This is a genomic window from Amycolatopsis albidoflavus, from assembly GCF_039525725.1.
GTDB lineage: Bacteria > Actinomycetota > Actinomycetes > Mycobacteriales > Pseudonocardiaceae > Amycolatopsis > Amycolatopsis albidoflava.
The window spans coordinates 484,990-502,460 of sequence record NZ_BAAAHV010000017.1; the positions used below are offsets into that span (position 1 = coordinate 484,990).

Here is a 17,471-nt window from a genome sequence, read left to right on the forward strand (position 1 = left end):
CCGGATTGGCGGCGATCGGCACTGTATGGTGACCGGGTGACGGCCGTACCGGAAGCAGCCGATGCCGACGGCGGGCGCGCGGCCCAGCCCCGGCACCTCATTGTGTCGGTCTACGGCGTGCACCATCTGACTGGCGGCGAGTGGCTTTCGGTCGCCTCGCTGATCGATCTGCTCGCCGCGGTCGGAGTCGACGAGCCCGCGGTGCGGTCGTCGATTTCCCGGCTCAAACGGCGCGGGGTCCTCGAAGCCGTGCGCCGCGACGGATCCGCCGGGTACGAATTGTCCGGTACCGCACTGGAGTTGCTCCGCGAGGGCGACGAACGGATCTTCCGCCGCGACCGCGCGAAGCTCGCCGACGGCTGGCTGCTCGCGGTGTTCTCGGTGCCGGAAGCCGAACGGCACAAGCGGCACGTGCTGCGCACGCAACTGTCGCGGCTGGGTTTCGGCACCGCTTCCTCGGGCGTCTGGATCGCGCCGGCGCATCTGTACGAGGCCACTGTCGGCGCGCTGGAGCGCCTTGGGCTCGCCGCGTACGCCGACGTGTTCCGCGCCGAGCACCTCGCCTTCGGCGACCCGCGCGAGAAGGTGCGCGAGTGGTGGGACCTGGACCAGCTGGACGAGCTCTACACGGCGTTCCTCGAAGAGCACGAACCCGCGCTGCGTCGGTGGCAGCGCCGCCGCACGACGCCCGCGGACGAAGCGTTCGCCGATTACCTGCGCGTGCTCACCGGCTGGCGGCGGATGCCGTACCTCGACCCGTGCCTGCCCGCGGAATTGCTGCCCGAGGGCTGGTCCGGCATCCGCGCCGCGGAGGTGTTCTTCACGCTGCACGACCGGCTCGAGGAAGCCGCCCGTACACACCTTCAGCAGGTGCTCAGCGGTTGACCACCGCGTAGCCCTGCACTTCCACCAGCGCCTCGACGTCCCACAGCCGGTTCACGCCGATGCCCGCCATCGCCGGGTAATCCGCGCCCACCAGCCGCTTCCACACGCGGCCGATCTCGCGCGCGTTGGCCTTGTAGTCGTCCATGTCCACGATGTAGACGGTCAGACTGCACAGGTCCGCGGGTTCGCCGCCGGCCGCGCGCAATGCGGTGAGCAAGTTGCCGAGCGCGCGCTCGAACTGCTCAACGACGCCCTCGCCGACGATCCGGTTCTCCGCGTTCAACGCGGTCTGTCCGGCAAGGAACACCAGCCTGCCCTGCGCCGCCACCGCGTGCGAGAACCCCGACGGCTTGCCCAGCTCGGGGGGATTGATCCGCTCCATGCCGGGGAGCGTAACCCATCTATCGTCTTCTTGACGACCGTACTTCAAACGACATACCCTGGGTCGCGTGCGGATTTCAGTAGTCGGCGGCGGGCCTGCGGGCCTCTACTTCGCCGTGCTCGCGAAACAACTCGGCCCGGACCACGAGATCACGGTCTGGGAGCGCAACGCGCCTGACGACACGTTCGGCTTCGGCGTCGTCTTCTCCGACGAGACGCTCGGCGGCATCGAGCACGCCGACGCGGACGTGCACGAGGCGATGAGCCGGGAGTTCGCGCGCTGGGACGACATCGACGTGCACTACCGCGACACTGTCTCGACTTCGGGCGGGCACGGATTCGCCGCGATGAGCCGCAAACGGCTGCTCGCGATCCTGCAGCAGCGGTGCCGCGAAATGGGCATTGATGTCCGATTCCGCAGCACCGCGCCGGATCCGGCCGAACTGGCCGCTTCTTCCGACCTGGTGGTCGCCGCGGACGGCGTGAATTCCGCGGTGCGCACGGCGTTCGCCGATTCGTTCCGGCCGAGCGTCGAGACCCGGCAGTGCCGTTACATCTGGCTTGGCACGGACCTCGTGTTCGACGCGTTCAAGTTCTACGTGCTCGAAACGCCGCACGGCATCATGCAGGTCCACGGTTATCCGTACGGCCGCGACGGCAGCACGTTCATCCTGGAGATGCACGAGGACGTGTGGCAGCGGGCGTTCGGCCCGATCGCCGCCACCGGGCTCGGTCCGGGCGAAAGCGACGAGAAGTCGATCGAACTGATCCGCGAACTGTGCGGCGACATTTTCGACGGACATCAGTTGCTGGCCAACAACTCCAAGTGGGCCACCTTCGGCACGGTCCGCTGCGAAAGCTGGGTCCACGACAACGTCGTGCTGCTCGGCGATGCCGCGCACACCGCGCATTTCTCAATCGGTTCCGGCACGAAGCTCGCGATGGAAGACGCGCTCGCGCTCGCCGCCTGTCTGCACGAGCAGCCGAGTGTCCCGGAAGCCCTTGCCGCGTACGAAGAAGAGCGACGTCCGGTCGTCAATTCGACGCAGCGGGCGGCGCAGGCGAGCCTGGAGTGGTTCGAGAATTTGGCGCAGTACACGCATCAGGAACCCGAGCAGTTCGCGTTCAACCTGCTTACCCGAAGCCGTCGCGTCACCTATGACAATCTGAAGCTGCGCGACAAGGAGTTCGCCGCCTCGCTGGATCAGTGGTTCGCTGATTCGCTCGGCACTTCCGTCGCGCCGCCGATGTTCCAGCCGGTGCGGATCGGTTCCCTGGAATTGCCGAACCGGATCATCGTGTCGCCGATGGACATGTACTCCGCGGTCGACGGTGTGCCCGGCGAGTTCCACTTGGTACATCTGGGAAGCAAGGCACTCGGCGGGGCCGGGATAGTGATGACGGAGATGATCTGCGTGTCCGCCGAAGGCCGGATCACGCCGGGTTGTCCCGGGCTGTACACGTCCAAACAGGAAGCCGCGTGGAAGCGGATCGTCGAGTTCGTGCACCGCGAAACCCCGGCGAAGATCGGGTTGCAGCTGGGACATTCCGGCCGCAAGGGCTCCACGAAACTGATGTGGGACGGCATTGACGACCCGCTTCCGGAAGGAAACTGGGAGGTCTGCGCGCCGTCCGCGCTGCCGTATTCGCCGAACAACCAGACGCCGCGCGAGCTGACCGTCGCCGAATTGGGCGAGATCCGCGACCAGTTCGTTTCTGCCGCGGAAGCCGCCGCGCGCGCAGGGTTCGATCTGCTGGAACTGCACTGCGCGCACGGCTATCTGCTGTCGTCCTTCCTGTCCCCGTTGACCAACCAGCGCACCGATTCCTACGGCGGCTCGCCAGAAAACCGGCTGCGCTTCCCGCTGGAAGTCTTCGACGCGGTCCGCGCCGTGTGGCCAGCCGACCGTCCGCTGACCGTCCGGATCTCGGCCACCGACTGGTTCGAGGGCGGCAACGACTCCGACGAAGCCGTGGCCATCGCGCAGGCGTTCGCCGAACACGGCGCGGCCGCGATCGATGTGTCGACCGGCCAGGTGGTCAGCGAAGAACAGCCGAAGTTCGGCCGCAGCTACCAAACGCCGTACGCCGACCGCATCCGCAACGAGGTCGGCCGCCGCTATGGCACCGCGGTGATCGCCGTCGGCGCGATTTCCTCTTACGACGACGTGAACTCGCTCATCCTCGCGGGCCGGGCCGACCTGTGCGCACTCGGCCGGACCCACCTGTTCAATCCACAATGGACCCTGCACGCAGCTGCCGCGCAAGAGTATCCGGTGGCGTGGCCGAAACAGTGGGCAGCGGGCAAACGCCCACCGCAAACCGGCCGCACCGACGGTCCAGAGCCGCGACTCGACCTGGTCCGCACCGGCGGCCACCAGACCGCCCACGCCCGCTGGCGACCGGAGGACGCCCGATGAACGCCTTCGCTTTCACTCCGGAACAGACCGCGTACGCCTCTTCCGTCCGCAAGATCGCCGCCGAACAGCTCGTCGACCTGGCCGCCGCCGGCGCCGAAGGCGCGGTAAACCGACCGTTGCTGAAGGCAATGGGATCGCACGGCCTGCTCGCCCGGCTGTTCCCCGGTGTCGAAAATGGACAGCCGACCCGGCAAGCCGCCGCGACCGATCTGTGCCTGCTGCGGGAAGCCCTTGCCACGCAAAGCACCGAAGCCGAGACCGCCCTGGCGTTGCAGGGCCTGGGCAGCTACCCGGTACTCCAGTCCGGTTTGGACGAACAGGTCCAGCGCTGGCTCCCCGCCGTCGCCGCCGGTGACGCTGTCGCCGCCTTCGCACTGACCGAACCGGACGCTGGCTCCGACGCCGCCGCCCTGCAACTGGCCGCCGAACCAGACGGTGACGGCTGGCGGCTCACCGGCACGAAAATGTGGATCTCGAACGCGCCCGAAGCAGACTTCTACACGGTCTTCGCCCGCACCACTCCCGGCGCCGGTTCACGCGGGGTCAGCGCCTTCGTCGTCCCCGGCGACCGTGCCGGGCTCAGCGGCGAACACCTGGATCTGGTGAGCCCGCACCCCATCGGCACCGTGGTGTTCGACGGCGTCCGGGTAAACCGCGACGAACTGCTCGGTGAGGAAAACCGCGGTTTCGCCGTCGCAATGCGCACTTTGGACCTGTTCCGCCCGAGCGTCGGCGCCTTCGCCGTCGGGATGGCACAAGCCGCCCTCGACGCGACCGTCGAGTACACCGCTTCGCGCGAAGCATTCGGCGGCCCATTGGTGAAGCAGCAAACTGTGGCGCACACACTGGCCGAAATGGCGACGCGAACGGAAGCCGGCCGCTTGCTGGTCTACGCCGCCGCAGCGGCTTACGACGCGGGCGAGCAGAACCTGGCCGGTCGCGCGGCAATGGCGAAGTTGTTCGCGACCGAGACCGCGCAATACGTCGTGGATCAAGCGGTGCAATTGCACGGCGCACGTGCGTTGCGGCGAGGGCATTTGCTGGAGCATTTGTATCGAGAGGTCCGAGCGCCGCGCATCTACGAAGGCGCGTCGGAGATCCAGCGGACGATCATCGCGCGGTCCCTGCAGCGGCGCGGATGAGCCGGCATTCGGTGTACCCCTCGCACCGAATGCATCCGCGCCGCCCGCTGGTGTTTTAACAAGCGGGCGACGCGGATGCCAAACTATTCAGCCACGGCTAAACACTCGCGCGGCGCTTCGGTTTCCGGTCGAGCCACAGCTGCGCCGCGATCAGCGCGACCGTCCAGCTCACCCACGCCCCGAGCGCCGCGATCGACTGCCCGAACGCGATCTCGTTGCCGCCGAACGTCGTGGCGAGCTGCGGTTCCAGGAAGATCGCCGCGACCGGGCCGATGAGCCGGTTGAGAATGATCGACATCGTCAGCGCGAAACTGCGGACCATCCAGCGCCGGTGATCGCCGAAGCGACGTTCGCGAGCGGCGCGGTAGCCCGCCCACGTCGTACCGAGCCACAGCACCGCGAGCAGCACGTCGCTGGCCCGCGTCACCGGCCCGAACGGGGTCGCCGCGCCGATCGTCAACGCCAGCAACCCGGACGGCAGCACTCCCGCGAACACGTACGCGCGGCCGGAGTAGCGGTGCAGCACCGGGTGCTTACGCCGGATCCACGGCCAGATCTGCAGCAACGCGGTGACCATCGCGATCGACCCGAACACCACGTGCCCCACCAGGAACAAGTAGTGCGCGGGGAACGTCGACGGGACCCGCGACCGCGCCGGATCGAACGCCAGATACGGCGGCAGCGAATAAGCCAGGAACGCGACCACCACCAGCGCCAGCGGCCCCAACGGTGTCGCCCATGATCTCCGCCACCACTGCTTCTTCGGCTCGACCCGTACCGTTCGCTCCGCTGCGGACGTGGTCCGCGGTGGTCGAAGATCCGTCCCCGCCGTCATGTCGGCCTCTCTCTTCTCGTCCGTTCTCGGCTGGCACTTCCGAACGTAGGACGGGTACCCCGGGCGGACCATGGTGCCGACCGGCGTCAGCGCGGTGGGGGCAGCCTTACCCTCAGTCAGGTGACCCCGCGGGCCGTCCGTGAAGGGAACCTTCACGGACTCTGAGTCCCTCAGGGTTCCCCTCACGGACCTGGACCATTGCCGCAGAGGTCCAGACCAGGCATACTCTTCCTACTTTGTTGCCCGCCACAACAAAGCATTCCCTCGTTCAAGGTTCCTCCCCGAAACCGAGGTGACCACGCATGCCCGGATTCCTCAGACGCGTCCCCGCCGCCTTCGCCGCAGCCGCCCTTCTAGCGCTCGGCCTGCAGACCGCCCCAGCGGTGCTCGCCCCTCCCACCGCGGCAGCCGCCGAAAGCTTCACCGACGATTTCAACGGGCCCGCCGGGGCCGCCGCCGACGCGTCGAAATGGACCTACGAAACCGGCGACAACAACGGAAACAACCACGAACGCCAGTGGTACACCGCCGGTGCCGCCAACGGCGCCCTCGACGGCCAAGGCCACCTGGTCATCACCGCCAAACGCGAAAACTCCGGACACACCTGCTGGTACGGCACCTGCCAGTACACCTCCGCCCGGCTCAACACCGCCGGCAAGTTCAGCCAGGCGTACGGCCACGTCGAAACCCGGATGAAGATCCCGCGCGGGCAAGGCATGTGGCCCGCGTTCTGGATGCTCGGCGGCGGAAATTGGCCCAACGACGGCGAAATCGACGTCATGGAGAACATCGGCCGTGAACCGAACACCGTGCACGGCACCATCCACGGCCCCGGTTACTCCGGTGCGGGCGGCATCGGCGCGCCCTATAACGGCGCCGTTTTCGCCGACGATTTCCACACCTACGCGGTCGATTGGTCGCCGAACAAGATCGTCTGGTCGGTCGACGGCAACGCCTACCAGACCCGCACTCCCGCCGATCTGAACGGCAACCGCTGGGTCTTCGACCATCCCTTCTACCTGATCCTGAACCTCGCCGTCGGCGGCGACTGGCCCGGAGATCCGGACGGCAACACGCAATTCCCGCAGCAGCTGGTCGTCGACTACGTGCACGTGAACACCAGCAGCGACGGCGGGTCCAGCGGCCGGATCATCGGCATCGGCGGCAAATGCGTCGACGTGCCCTGGGCCAATCCGGCGAACTTCACCCAGCTGCAGATCACCGACTGCAACGGAAACGCCGCGCAGAACTGGACCATCGGCGGCGACGGGACCATTCGCGCGCTCGGCAAGTGCATGGACGTCAAGTACTCCGGCACCGACGACGGCACCCCGGTCCAGATGTACGACTGCAACAACAGCAACGCACAGCAGTGGGTCGTGACCGCGGCGCACGACATCGTCAACCCGCACGCGAACAAATGCCTCGACGCGGCGGGCGTCAGTTCGGCCAACGGGACGAAACTGCAGCTGTGGACGTGCACCGGCAACGTCAACCAGAAATGGTCGGTGAACCAGTAGCCGTCCACTGTGGACTGAGCAGGACGGCGGGCCGTGACCTCCCCCCGGTGGCCACGGCCCGCCGCGGACACCGCGCGGGCCGGGCGGGAACCAAGGTCGACCGCCCGGCCGTGGGCCGTCCTCCGCGCGTCGGCTGGGGGTCCCGACGCCCGGGGCGGCGCTCTCGCGCGGCCCACTGCCGACCGTAGCCAGACCGCGGGCGCCGTGGCGCCTTCCGGCCGGCAGGAGGGGCCGAACGGCCATTCTCACTGCCTTCCCGGGCAAACCGGCCGGTTTCGGCCGGACCCTCAGCGGCTTCCGGCCAGCTCCGCGTAGGCCTCGACCAGCTGCGCTTCCGCGTCGTCGAGGTAGACCGCGAGCATCTCCGCAGTACGGATCCCGTCGCCGGTCGCGAGCACGTCCAGGATTTCGTGGTTCCGCGGCAGATACCGCTCGTGAAAGCGACGCGGATCGGCCATCACGTGGAACACCAGCCGCAGCTCCGCGGCGAGCGCCTGCATCAGCTCGACGATGCGCTCGCTTCCGGTGAGCGCCGCCAGTTCCGCGTGGAAACGGATGTTCGCGGTACCCAGGTCCTGCCACTGCGCCTGTTTCGCCGCGCGATCGCCGTCCGCGACCGTGCTGGCGATCTTCTCGTACGCCGCCGGCTTCTCGGTCACATCGCGGACCGCCGCGCATTCGATGATCTTGCGGACCCGGTAGATGTCGCGCACGTCCTCGACGCTCGGCACCCGCACGAACACCCCGCGGTTCAGCTCGTGCACCAGCAGCCGTTCGTGGGTCAGCAACCGGAAGGCCTCACGGAGCGTATTGCGCGAGACCCCGAGCGCGTTGCCGATGTCCTGCTCCGAAAGCCGTACCCCGGGCAGGAAGTACCCCTCGGAAACACGCGTGCGCAGCACGCCGGCGACCCGCTCCGCGGTGCTCGTCCGGCCGAGCAGGCCGCGATCCGCTTCCAGGCCCATGGGCTCTCCGTCGGTGACCACGTCGCCCAGCGTAGCCAGCGGGCGGTGAACAATAAAATGAGGGACTTGTGGAATTGTTGAACGATCCGTACGGTAGCGGCCATGTGACTCGTGCCACCATGAGTTCGTCCCCCTTGTGAGGTGCCCTATGAACGTCAACGTCGCCGACGGCACCGCGAACGCGGCCCGCCCGTTCGGCTGGTATCGCTCGCTCGGCCACAAGGGCCGCCGCGCCTTCCTCGGCGCCTTCGGCGGCTACGGCCTCGATTCGTTCGACTACCAGACCCTGCCCTTCGGCCTGGCCGCGATCACCGCCTACTTCGGCATCACGTCCGGCGAAGCGGGCCTGCTCAGCACCGTCACGCTGGTCGTGTCCGCGATCGGCGGCGTCGGAGCCGGCGTGCTCGCCGACCGCATCGGCCGCGTCCGCACGCTGCAGCTGACCATCGCGATGTACACGATCTTCACGGTGCTGTGCGGTTTCGCGCCCAACTTCGAGACGCTGCTGATCTTCCGCGGCTTGCAGGGGCTCGGGTTCGGCGGCGAGTGGGCGGTCGGCGCCGCGCTGGTCGCCGAGTACTGCTCGGCCAAGTACCGCGGCCGCACCGTGGCGTTCGTGCAGAGCGCGTGGGCGGTGGGCTGGGGCCTGCTGGTGATCGTCTACACGGTGCTGTTCAGTGTCCTCGACCAGGACATCGCGTGGCGCGTGCTGTTCTGGGTCGGCGTGATTCCGGCGCTGCTCGTGCTGTGGGTCCGGCGCAGTGTCGAGGACGCGCCGGAGGCGGCCGCACGACGGGTTTCAGCCAAGGTCAAAGGCTCGCTCGCCGGGATTTTCAAGCCGAATCTCTTGCGTACCACGGTTTTCGCCGCGCTCCTCGCGACCGGCGTCCAGGGCGGCTACTACACGCTGTTCACCTGGATGCCGAAGTACCTGCAGAGCAGCCGCGGCCTCTCTGTGGTCAACACCGGCGGCTACTTCGCGCTGCTGATCCCGGGCGCGTTCATCGGCTACGTCTGCGGCGGCTACCTCACCGACCTACTCGGCCGGAAGAAGACGTTCCTGCTGTTCTCGGTCGTTTCCGCGCTGCTGATCGTGCTCTTTGTGCAGCTGCCTTACGGCGCGAACGGCCTGATGCTGCTGATCAGTTTCCCGCTCGGCTTCTCGACTTCGGCGATCTTCAGCGGCTTCGGCGCGTACCTCGCCGAGCTGTACCCGACCGAGCTGCGCGCCACCGGACAGGGCTTCACCTACAACTTCGGCCGCGCGGTCGGTGCCGCTTTCCCCGCTGTGGTGGGCTTTCTCGGCGCGGGCGGCGCGATCGTGCTCGGTGCGGTCGGCTACGCGATCGCCGCGGTAGCGCTGCTCGGGCTGCCGGAAACGCGAGGCAAGGAACTGGTGGAGGTATGACCACCGCCTACGACCCGTCGACGCTCACTCCGGCCGAAGCTCGCGCGCTCTTCCGCGCCGGCACCGAACGCCCGACCACCGGCTGGGCCGACGGTTACGCACAGACCAACCTGATCGCGGTACCGGCGGACTGGGCCGACGACGTCCGCGAGTTCTGCGCCCGCAACCCGCGGCCGTGCCCAGTGCTCGACGTCAGCGAACCCGGCGACCCGACCACCCGGCTCGCGCCCGGCGCGGACCTGCGCACCGACCTGCCGCGCTATCGCGTGTGGCACAACGGCGCGATGACCAGCGAAATCACCGACGTCACCGGGGTGTGGCGCAGTGACATGGTCGCGTTCTCCATCGGCTGCAGCTTCAGCTTCGAGACGTTGCTGCGCGCTGCGGGCATCCCGTTGCGGCACGCGGAGCAGGGCCGCAACGTCGCGATGTACGTGACGAACCGGCAGTGCGAACCGGCCGGACGGCTGAGCGGCCCGATGGTGGTGTCAATGCGGCAGATTCCGGAAACCCAGGTCGAGGACGCCGTGCGCATCACCGCCGCGATGCCCGCGGTGCACGGCGCTCCCGTGCACGTCGGCGACCCCGCGGAGCTGGGCATCGCCGACCTCGCCAGGCCGGATTTCGGCGATCCGGTGGACGCCGCGCCCGGTGACGTGCCGGTGTTCTGGGCCTGCGGCGTCACCCCGCAGGCGGCGCTGATGGCGTCCCGGCCGCCGTTCGCCATCACGCACGCCCCCGGGTACATGTTCTTGACCGACCAGCCCGATCGCGACTACCAGGTGGGATGACATGGACCTCAACAGCGACCTCGGCGAAGGCTTCGGCGCCTGGACCATGGGCGACGACGAAGCCATGCTCGACATCGTGACCAGCGCGAACATCGCGTGCGGCTTCCACGCGGGCGACGCGAGCGTGATGCGCCGGGTGTGCGAACGCGCGGCCGAACGCGGCGTCGCCATCGGCGCGCACGTCGGCTACCGCGATCTGGCCGGCTTCGGCCGTCGCGCGCTCGACATCGCGCCGGAAGACCTTGCGGACGAAGTGCTGTACCAAATCGGCGCTCTCGACGCCTTCGCGCGCGCGGCGCACAGCTGCGTGCGTTACGTGAAGGCGCACGGCGCGCTGTACAACACGGCAGCTGTCGATCCGGAGCAGGCAGCTGCGCTTGTCGAAGGCGTACGGCGCTATCACACCGATCTGGCACTGCTGTGTCCTCCGGACTCCGAAATGCTGCGCGCAGCTCAAGCAGCGGGCGTGCCTGCGTACGCAGAAGCGTTCGCCGATCGCGCATACACGCCCGAAGGACGACTGGTGTCGCGCAAGCTTCCAGGTGCGGTGCTGCACGACACCGACGAAGTCGCCGCGCGAGCGCTCACCATGGCGACCACCGGCGAGGTCGTCGACGCCGAAGGCGGCAAGCTCACGCTGCGGGCGGATTCCCTTTGCGTGCACGGAGATACGCCCGGCGCGGTCGAGCTGGCCCGGCGAATTCGCGAGCTGCTCACCGAATCCGGCGTCGTGCTGAGGTCGTTCGTGTGACCGGTATGAACACTGTTTTGCGCTACGGCCGTTCCGCGTTGCTGGTGGAGGTCGACGACGTGCTCGGGTTCCAGGCGGCCTGCGAAGCCGCTCAGCCCGAGGGCGTCGTCGAGCTTGTTCCCGCCGCACGCACCCTGCTGGTCCGTTTCGACCCGGCCCGCACCGATTCCGCCGTGTTGGCTCGTTCACTCGCTTCACTGTCCACAGTGGACGTCTCTTCGCGCTCGGCAGCCACGGTCACCCTGCCGGTGCGCTACGACGGCGCTGACCTGGAGGACGTCGCCGAAGCCGCCGGACTGTCCGTTTCCGAAGTCGTGCAACGGCATTCGGCGGCCACCTACGTCGCCGCTTTCTGCGGTTTCGCCCCCGGTTTCGCCTACCTGACCGGCCTAGATCCGGCGTTGCACCTGCCGCGCCGGAGCACGCCGCGCACGCGCGTGCCAGCGGGTGCGGTGGCGATCGCCGGCGAGTACAGCGCGATCTACCCGCACCCGTCGCCCGGCGGCTGGCACCTGCTCGGCCACAGCGACGCGCAGGTGTGGAACGTCGACCGCGAGCAGCCCAACCTGCTGGTCCCCGGCACCCTCGTGCGATTCGAGGCGGTTCGGTGACCGGCAAAATCGAGATCCTCGCGCCCGGCCCGTTCGCGACCGTGCAAGACCTCGGCAGGCCCGGGTACGCCGCAGTCGGCGTCGGCCGCTCCGGCGCGGCGGACCGAGGTTCGCTGAAGCTGGCGAACCGGCTCGTCGGCAACCCCGAAACGCACGCGGCGATCGAGGTCACCCTCGGCGGTCTGCGGTTGCGGTTTTCCGAACACACCACCGTCGCGGTCACCGGCGCTCGGGTACCGATCCGCGCTGGTGGGCGGGCCGCCGCCGTCGGTGCGCCGATCGTGCTGCGCCCTGGGGACGAACTCGAACTCGGCGTCGCTTCACTCGGCCTGCGCAGCTACCTCGCCGTCCGCGGCGGCCTGGACGTCCCGCCGGTACTAGGCGCGCGAGCCACCGACACACTGGGCAAACTCGGACCGCCCGTCCTCGCGGCCGGAATGTCGCTGCCGATCGGCTCGGTAGTGCAGGGCAACCCCTGCGTCGATCTCGCCCCACTGACCCGGCTGGCGGAAGAACCCGTGCTACGCCTGGAACCCGGCCCGCGCCTGGACTGGTTCACCGCGTCCGCACTGTCCACTTTGCTCACTGGCAGCTACACCGTGACCAGCGACCTCGACCGTGTCGGCGTCCGTTTGGACGGCCCCGCGCTGACCCGCGCCCGGGTCGGCGAACTAGCCCCGGAAGCCGCTGTTCCCGGGGCGCTGCAGGTGCCGCCGTCGGGCGTGCCGATCTTGTTCCTCGCCGACCATCCGGTCACCGGCGGTTATCCCGTCGCCGCGGTGGTGGACGAGGACGACCTGGACCTCGCCGCCCAGCTCCGGCCGGGCCAGCGGGTCCGGTTCACATCCCCGACACCCGCAACGTCAGATTGAGCCGCCCGGTCAAGCCAAGATCCGGATCCGCCGTGCCCGGCAGGGTTTTCGGCACCCCGTGGAACGCCAACCGCGCCGGGCCGCCGAAGACGAACAGGTCGCCCGAGCGCAGTTCGACGTCGGTGTACGGCCGGTTCCGGTGCTCGGTGTTGCCGAAGCGGAACACGCACGTGTCGCCGAGGCTCAGCGAGACCACCGGCTCCGTCGAACGCTCGTCTTTGTCCTGGTGCATGCCCATTTTCGCGGTGGCGTCGTAGTAGTTCACGAGCGCGACGTCGGGCTGGTAATCGTCGGCGGGCCGGTCGTAGGCGTCGGCGAGCGCGCGGCGGCCGAGGTCGGCCAGCCAGCCCGGGAACGGCTCCACCGGCGAACCGTCCTCGCGCAGCCGGTCGTAGCGGTACGGCAGCCACTGCCAGCCGAGACAGACCGTGCGCACCGACATCACCCCGCCGCTGGGCAGCCGGGTCGACCGGTAACCGCGCCAGCCGCGACAGGCCGCGACGAGGTCGCGTTGTTCTTGCCCGGAAAGCCAATCCGGGACATGCACTGCTCCCGGGGCGATTTCCCGGCGGGGACGCGGCAGCAGCTCCATCACGCCGCTCCGGGGCCGGTGGCCGCAGGAGTCACCCGGACGGGCGCTCCTGCGGCGGGTTCCCCTCGCCACTTGCCGCCAAGCTTCGGAGAATCGCACACCACCGCGGGACCCGCCAGGTTTTCGTCAGCTACAACTCGGACTCGCCACCCAGGGTATTCGCCGGTCACCATTCGTCACCCGAACTCGACGACAGTCACCCCGGCCCGGGCAGGCACCGGATCACTCATCGCGGCGAGCGCGCCCGGCACTCCGTCCAGCCCGATCCGCGTGCCGATCAACCCGTCCAGATCGATGCCGGACCGCTCCACCACGCCGAGCAGCTCGGGGTATTCGTAGGCCTGCAGCCCGTGGATCCCGACAATCTCCAGCTCTCCGCCGACCACCCGATGCATCGGAATCGGCGGCACCCCCTGGCTGGGCGGCATCAACCCGGCCTGGACGTGCCGTCCGCGCTTGCGCAAGCTGCCCACCGAAGCCGCGCAAGTGATGGGAGAGCCGAGGCAGTCCAGCGACACGTGCGTACCGCCTTCGGTGCGCTCACGGACGTACGCGGCCAGCGCTTCCGGCCCGTCGAACGCACTGGCGTCGACGCTCAGTACGGCGCCAGAGCGCTCCGCCAACGCGCGCGCCTGCGGCGAGACGTCCACCGCGACCACCTTCGCGCCCGCAGCGGCAGCCAGGAGGACCGCGGAGATGCCCACACCGCCACAGCCGTACACAGACACCCACTGCCCCGCGCGTACGCCGCCCTGGCGCAACACTGCGCGGAAAGCCGTCCCGAAGCGGCAACCGAGCGCAGCAGCTTCCGCCGACGACATCGAGTGCGGCAACGCGACCAGGTTCGTCTGGGCATGCTCGATGGCGACCAGCTCGGCGAACGAACCCCAGTGCGTCGCGCCAGGCTGGAACTCGTCGTCGCAGATCTGCTGGTCGCCCTTGGCACACTGCGCGCAAACACCGCACGCGCACACGAACGGGACCGTCACCCGGTCGCCCTTCGCCCAGCCCTTGATTCCCTTGCCCACCTCAACGATCCGCCCGGCGAGTTCGTGCCCGGCCACGTGCGGCAACCGGACGGCCTCGTCGTGGCCCTGCCAGGTATGCCAATCGCTGCGGCACACGCCGGTCGCTTCGACGGCGATGACGACCCCGCCGTCCGGGGTCACCGGATCCGGTACTTCCCGCACTTCCGGAAGCACGCCGAACTCTTCGATCACGACCGCACGCATGAGCCTGATCGTAGAAGCCGCCGGTTCGCGCTACTGGCGCCGAGGTCCGGCAGCGAGCGGAAGATGCGGTTTGGCGAACGCGGCGGACGGCGGCGCGTAGACGTCGGGATACGCCGGCGCACTCGCCGTCCGCCGCGGCCGGGCGCGCTCAGGAGAGCTGCTGGCCCGGCTGGTGGAACTGGCCGCGCGGACGCGGCGGGCCGAGCAGCCTGCGCAGCGACCCGTCCGGGACGCCGAGGATCTGCTCGAGATTTCGCAATGCCCGCAAGGATTCCGGGCGTTCCGGGCGGCAGCGTCCGGATTGCCAATGGCTCAAGGTCGCGAGACTGACCGTGGTTCCCCTTCCCCGCAGCCGATATCTGATGCGTTCGAGTCCGAGCCCGCGGGCCCGGATGGCCGCGCGCAGCGCTTCGGCGAACGGGCCGGTTTCGAGCAATTGCCCGAGATCCCGCCCTGTTGTACTCCCCCGGTCGATCGTCGGTGTTCGCTGACCGGTCATCGCACACGCTCCGAACCACGTCGCTGGGAAACCTCGGAGCGTAGGCCGGATAACGCATGATCGGAAGAGGGGTCACCCTTGTGCGGAGAGTCCCTGGGCAATCGCGGCGAACGGTTCCCCGTAGCCGGAATTGACCGTGACACAGGAAATCCCCCACCGCTCTCGCCAGCGGAGAAGCATTTCCCCAGCGGCGTCGGGGTTTTCCGGCAGCACGGTGACGGCTTTCTCCTCGACCAGCTGCGGCACGTCGACCCCGGTGTAGCGGGCGAGCTGAGGCGAAGGCTTGTCCCCGATAGCGGTCAGGTTCACCGCCAATTCCACATCCCGGTCTCCCGCGAACGAGCGAAAAGTGTCCACAATGGAGTCAGCCTGTTCCTCGGTCGTGCGCGGCCCCCAGGAAAACGTCACCACGTCGGCGGTGCGCGCGGCGAGCGCGAGCATTTTGGGCCCGGAAGCCGCGAGCAATAGCCGCGGCCGGTCGGGGCGCTGCGAAAGCACCTCGATGGTGTCCGCCAACCGGGCGACGCGTTCCCCCGGCGAACCGAACTCGCGCCCCAGCGTTTCCGCGTGCTTGCCGGCACCGGGATGACCGATGCCCAGCCCCAGCAGGAAGCGGCCGCCAGTCGCCTGATGCAGTGAATCGGCCTGCCACGCGAGGTTCCGGGCGGCACGGAACGGATCGGCGAGCACGAAGGTGCCGAGGGTGAGCTCGCTGGTGACCGCGGCGGCGGCCGGAACGAGCGTCAACGGATCGAGCTCGCCGACCGGATCGGTGGCGAACATGATGTCGAACCCGAGGTCCTCGATCCGGCGGGCCTGCGCGGTCCAGGACGGCAGATCCGGCGCGTATCCGGTGACGATCCCGAAGCGGAAGGGTTTGGTAGTGGTCATGCCGTTTATCGTCGGCTCGGGGCCTTCGCGGCACATCCGTTCGGCGGCGACACTCGCGCGTACGCTCCGGAGCGCACGGTGCGTCAGCGCAGAGTCACGGACAACGCCTGCGCGATCTCCTTGCCGATCGCGTGCGTGGCGGCGTCCGGCGGCTGCCCGACCTTCACCACCATCGGCCCGCCGAACGGCTGCCGCTCGACCACCTCGATCCGCTCGCCGAGGCCGATCGCGTGCTCGGTGAGATAGCGCAGCAGGTCCGGATCGGTGTCCCACACCCGGACGATCTCGCCGACCGCACCGGGCGGCAGGTCGTCCAGGATGCGCATCGGAAGCTCCTCGACGCTGCCGTCCGGAGCCGGGATCGGATCGCCGTGCGGATCGCGCACGGGATTGCCGAGCTTGGCCGCGATGCGCTCGACGAGCCGATCGGAGACGGCGTGTTCCAGCGCGTCGGCCTCGGCGTGGACCTCGTCCCAGGTGAAGCCGAGCTCGGAGACCAGGTACGTCTCGATCAGCCGGTGCCTGCGCAGCACCGACCGGGCGAGCTGGCGCCCCTCCGAGGTCAGCTCGATGCCGCGGTAGGGCACGTGCGCGACCAGCCCGAGCTGCGAAAGCTTCGTGACCATGCCCGACGCCGACGACGGGCTCACCTCAAGCCGCCCGGCCAGCGACGCGTTGGTGACCGCCTCGCCCCGTTCGACCAGCCCGTAGATCACCCGCACGTAGTCCTCGACCGACGACGACCTCCGGACGGAACCATCTCCCATACCGCATACGATACGGGGCCGGGTCTGTCGCGGTCTGCCGGTCGGGGCCGCCAGCGGGGGTCCGGCGGCTGGCCCCGCCGCCAGCGGAGTCACGGCCGCCAGCGGTAGCGCACCCATCCCGGCACCGGCTCCGCGCCGAGCTGCGCGTAGAACGCCTCCGCCTTGGCATTGCCCGCCTGCATGTCCCACTCGACCCGCCCCGTGGTCCGGGCGCGCAACGCGTCGAGCAGCTCCCGGCCGAGCCCGTGCCGACGGTGCTCCGGGCGGATGAACAGGTCGTCGAGCCAGATCCCCGGGCGGCCCTCCCAGGTGGAGAAATTCCAGCTGCAGAAGGCGAACCCGGCAACGAGATCCGGACGCCCCGGCGGCGTGCAGATCAGCACCCACGCCTTCGGCTCCGGGCCGAACAGGTGGCCGCTCATCTCGGCTCGGTCGAGTTTCAGGTCGTGCTTGTCCTCGTAGACCGCGTGTTCCTCGATGAGCGTGCAGATCTCCTCGACGTCCTCGAAGACGGCGTCGCGAACGGGCATCGGGCACCCCTTTCTGGTTCTGGCGGTTTTTGTCGGTGGTCGCGGTTACCGTGCGGGAATGACAGCGGAGCGGTTCGAAGACCTGGTCGACGAGCTGCAGCAGTGCCCGGGGGTCACGCCGCCCCGGATCGGCCGCGGCTTCGGCTCCCACGCGCTCAAGGTGCACGGCCGGATCTTCGCGATGTTCGTCCGCGGCCGCCTCGTGGTGAAGCTGCCCAGGTCCCGGGTGGACGAACTGGTGGAGGACGGCCACGGCGTGCGGTTCGACGCGAACAAAGGCATCCCGATGAAGGAGTGGTTTTCGATGGATCCGGAGGCTCCGCTGGAGTGGAGCACGTTAGCCCGGGAGGCGATGGCGTTCGTAGGCAAGTGAAACACC

General features: G+C 68.8%; 19 protein-coding genes. 10 read left to right on the top strand and 9 right to left on the bottom strand.

The features are described 5' to 3' along the window. The first annotated feature begins 36 nt into the window (after window positions 1-36). Entirely contained in the window at window positions 37-885 is an 849-nt protein-coding gene (locus ABD156_RS29835) for a PaaX family transcriptional regulator (protein WP_344281070.1), read from the top strand. Here ABD156_RS29835 and ABD156_RS29840 read toward each other — a convergent pair. After that, on the bottom strand, window positions 875-1,267 hold the full coding sequence (locus ABD156_RS29840) for a RidA family protein (RefSeq protein ID WP_344281073.1): 393 nt from the start codon (window positions 1,265-1,267) through the stop codon (window positions 875-877). The two genes, ABD156_RS29835 and ABD156_RS29840, sit on opposite strands and share 11 nt — an antisense overlap. A 67-nt stretch (window positions 1,268-1,334) precedes the next feature. Here ABD156_RS29840 and ABD156_RS29845 point away from each other — a divergent pair, with 67 nt between their 5' ends. Next, complete coding sequence (locus ABD156_RS29845; RefSeq protein WP_344281076.1) at window positions 1,335-3,686, top strand: bifunctional salicylyl-CoA 5-hydroxylase/oxidoreductase; 2,352 nt, start codon at window positions 1,335-1,337, stop codon at window positions 3,684-3,686. Next, window positions 3,683-4,828, top strand: coding sequence for an acyl-CoA dehydrogenase family protein (locus ABD156_RS29850; protein WP_344281079.1), 1,146 nt, complete (start codon window positions 3,683-3,685; stop codon window positions 4,826-4,828). Before ABD156_RS29845 ends, ABD156_RS29850 begins: the two co-directional genes overlap by 4 nt. A 97-nt stretch (window positions 4,829-4,925) precedes the next feature. Here ABD156_RS29850 and ABD156_RS29855 read toward each other — a convergent pair whose 3' ends face one another. Then, window positions 4,926-5,555: a DUF2306 domain-containing protein gene (locus tag ABD156_RS29855; protein ID WP_344281266.1), complete on the bottom strand. Its 630-nt coding sequence runs from the start codon at window positions 5,553-5,555 to the stop codon at window positions 4,926-4,928. 410 nt (window positions 5,556-5,965) lie between these two features. Here ABD156_RS29855 and ABD156_RS29860 point away from each other — a divergent pair, with 410 nt between their 5' ends. Next, the gene (locus ABD156_RS29860) at window positions 5,966-7,183 is read left to right on the top strand and encodes a family 16 glycosylhydrolase (protein WP_344281081.1); all 1,218 of its coding nucleotides are present in this window, start codon (window positions 5,966-5,968) and stop codon (window positions 7,181-7,183) included. A 287-nt stretch (window positions 7,184-7,470) separates the two neighbouring features. Here the strand turns inward: ABD156_RS29860 and ABD156_RS29865 are convergent, their stop codons facing one another. Further along, window positions 7,471-8,148, bottom strand: coding sequence for a GntR family transcriptional regulator (locus ABD156_RS29865; RefSeq protein WP_344281269.1), 678 nt, complete (start codon window positions 8,146-8,148; stop codon window positions 7,471-7,473). A 148-nt stretch (window positions 8,149-8,296) separates the two neighbouring features. On the opposite strand from ABD156_RS29865, the gene ABD156_RS29870 reads away from it, so the two are divergent. From ABD156_RS29870 to ABD156_RS29890, 5 genes are read left to right on the top strand one after another with little or no spacing between them, the layout of a single operon-like run. Further along, window positions 8,297-9,556, top strand: a complete 1,260-nt coding sequence (locus ABD156_RS29870; RefSeq protein WP_344281083.1) for an MFS transporter — start codon at window positions 8,297-8,299, stop codon at window positions 9,554-9,556. After that, window positions 9,553-10,347, top strand: coding sequence for a putative hydro-lyase (locus ABD156_RS29875; RefSeq protein ID WP_344281086.1), 795 nt, complete (start codon window positions 9,553-9,555; stop codon window positions 10,345-10,347). The genes ABD156_RS29870 and ABD156_RS29875 overlap by 4 nt, the downstream gene beginning before the upstream one ends. A 1-nt stretch (window position 10,348) precedes the next feature. Continuing rightward, window positions 10,349-11,098, top strand: coding sequence for a LamB/YcsF family protein (locus ABD156_RS29880; protein ID WP_344281089.1), 750 nt, complete (start codon window positions 10,349-10,351; stop codon window positions 11,096-11,098). 5 nt (window positions 11,099-11,103) lie between these two features. Continuing rightward, window positions 11,104-11,709 carry a 5-oxoprolinase subunit B family protein gene (locus ABD156_RS29885; protein WP_344281092.1) on the top strand — a complete coding sequence of 202 codons (606 nt, stop codon included), beginning with the start codon at window positions 11,104-11,106 and terminating at the stop codon, window positions 11,707-11,709. Next, window positions 11,706-12,581, top strand: a complete 876-nt coding sequence (locus ABD156_RS29890; protein ID WP_344281095.1) for a 5-oxoprolinase subunit C family protein — start codon at window positions 11,706-11,708, stop codon at window positions 12,579-12,581. The genes ABD156_RS29885 and ABD156_RS29890 overlap by 4 nt, the downstream gene beginning before the upstream one ends. Here ABD156_RS29890 and ABD156_RS29895 read toward each other — a convergent pair. The 6 genes from ABD156_RS29895 to ABD156_RS29920 form a co-directional block, all read right to left on the bottom strand. Continuing rightward, window positions 12,550-13,176 carry an alpha-ketoglutarate-dependent dioxygenase AlkB family protein gene (locus tag ABD156_RS29895; RefSeq protein WP_344281098.1) on the bottom strand — a complete coding sequence of 209 codons (627 nt, stop codon included), beginning with the start codon at window positions 13,174-13,176 and terminating at the stop codon, window positions 12,550-12,552. The genes ABD156_RS29890 and ABD156_RS29895 overlap by 32 nt on opposite strands. A gap of 173 nt (window positions 13,177-13,349) precedes the next feature. Then, window positions 13,350-14,405, bottom strand: coding sequence for an alcohol dehydrogenase catalytic domain-containing protein (locus ABD156_RS29900; protein WP_344281101.1), 1,056 nt, complete (start codon window positions 14,403-14,405; stop codon window positions 13,350-13,352). Window positions 14,406-14,553: 148 nt separating this feature from the next. After that, complete coding sequence (locus ABD156_RS29905) at window positions 14,554-14,904, bottom strand: transcriptional regulator (protein WP_116201118.1); 351 nt, start codon at window positions 14,902-14,904, stop codon at window positions 14,554-14,556. Window positions 14,905-14,976: 72 nt separating this feature from the next. Beyond that, a complete protein-coding gene (locus ABD156_RS29910; protein WP_344281107.1) occupies window positions 14,977-15,795 on the bottom strand; it encodes an LLM class flavin-dependent oxidoreductase in 819 nt (272 codons plus the stop codon). A gap of 83 nt (window positions 15,796-15,878) precedes the next feature. Continuing rightward, on the bottom strand, window positions 15,879-16,562 hold the full coding sequence (locus ABD156_RS29915; RefSeq protein WP_344281110.1) for a metal-dependent transcriptional regulator: 684 nt from the start codon (window positions 16,560-16,562) through the stop codon (window positions 15,879-15,881). An 89-nt stretch (window positions 16,563-16,651) separates the two neighbouring features. Further along, entirely contained in the window at window positions 16,652-17,092 is a 441-nt protein-coding gene (locus tag ABD156_RS29920) for a GNAT family N-acetyltransferase (protein ID WP_344281113.1), read from the bottom strand. A gap of 58 nt (window positions 17,093-17,150) precedes the next feature. On the opposite strand from ABD156_RS29920, the gene ABD156_RS29925 reads away from it, so the two are divergent. Then, entirely contained in the window at window positions 17,151-17,465 is a 315-nt protein-coding gene (locus ABD156_RS29925) for a hypothetical protein (RefSeq protein ID WP_344281116.1), read from the top strand. Window positions 17,466-17,471: the final 6 nt, after the last annotated feature.

Bases quoted from the DNA above. Each gene is read 5' to 3' on its own strand.
- ABD156_RS29840 (WP_344281073.1), bottom strand. From the start codon at position 1,267: ATGGAGCGGATCAATCCCCCCGAGCTGGGCAAGCCGTCGGGGTTCTCG.
- ABD156_RS29850 (WP_344281079.1), top strand. From the start codon at position 3,683: ATGAACGCCTTCGCTTTCACTCCGGAACAGACCGCGTACGCCTCTTCC.
- ABD156_RS29860 (WP_344281081.1), top strand. From the start codon at position 5,966: ATGCCCGGATTCCTCAGACGCGTCCCCGCCGCCTTCGCCGCAGCCGCC.
- ABD156_RS29865 (WP_344281269.1), bottom strand. From the start codon at position 8,148: ATGGGCCTGGAAGCGGATCGCGGCCTGCTCGGCCGGACGAGCACCGCG.
- ABD156_RS29870 (WP_344281083.1), top strand. From the start codon at position 8,297: ATGAACGTCAACGTCGCCGACGGCACCGCGAACGCGGCCCGCCCGTTC.
- ABD156_RS29875 (WP_344281086.1), top strand. From the start codon at position 9,553: ATGACCACCGCCTACGACCCGTCGACGCTCACTCCGGCCGAAGCTCGC.
- ABD156_RS29880 (WP_344281089.1), top strand. From the start codon at position 10,349: ATGGACCTCAACAGCGACCTCGGCGAAGGCTTCGGCGCCTGGACCATG.
- ABD156_RS29885 (WP_344281092.1), top strand. From the start codon at position 11,104: ATGAACACTGTTTTGCGCTACGGCCGTTCCGCGTTGCTGGTGGAGGTC.
- ABD156_RS29900 (WP_344281101.1), bottom strand. From the start codon at position 14,405: ATGCGTGCGGTCGTGATCGAAGAGTTCGGCGTGCTTCCGGAAGTGCGG.
- ABD156_RS29905 (WP_116201118.1), bottom strand. From the start codon at position 14,904: ATGACCGGTCAGCGAACACCGACGATCGACCGGGGGAGTACAACAGGG.
- ABD156_RS29910 (WP_344281107.1), bottom strand. From the start codon at position 15,795: ATGACCACTACCAAACCCTTCCGCTTCGGGATCGTCACCGGATACGCG.
- ABD156_RS29915 (WP_344281110.1), bottom strand. From the start codon at position 16,562: ATGGGAGATGGTTCCGTCCGGAGGTCGTCGTCGGTCGAGGACTACGTG.
- ABD156_RS29920 (WP_344281113.1), bottom strand. From the start codon at position 17,092: ATGCCCGTTCGCGACGCCGTCTTCGAGGACGTCGAGGAGATCTGCACG.
- ABD156_RS29925 (WP_344281116.1), top strand. From the start codon at position 17,151: ATGACAGCGGAGCGGTTCGAAGACCTGGTCGACGAGCTGCAGCAGTGC.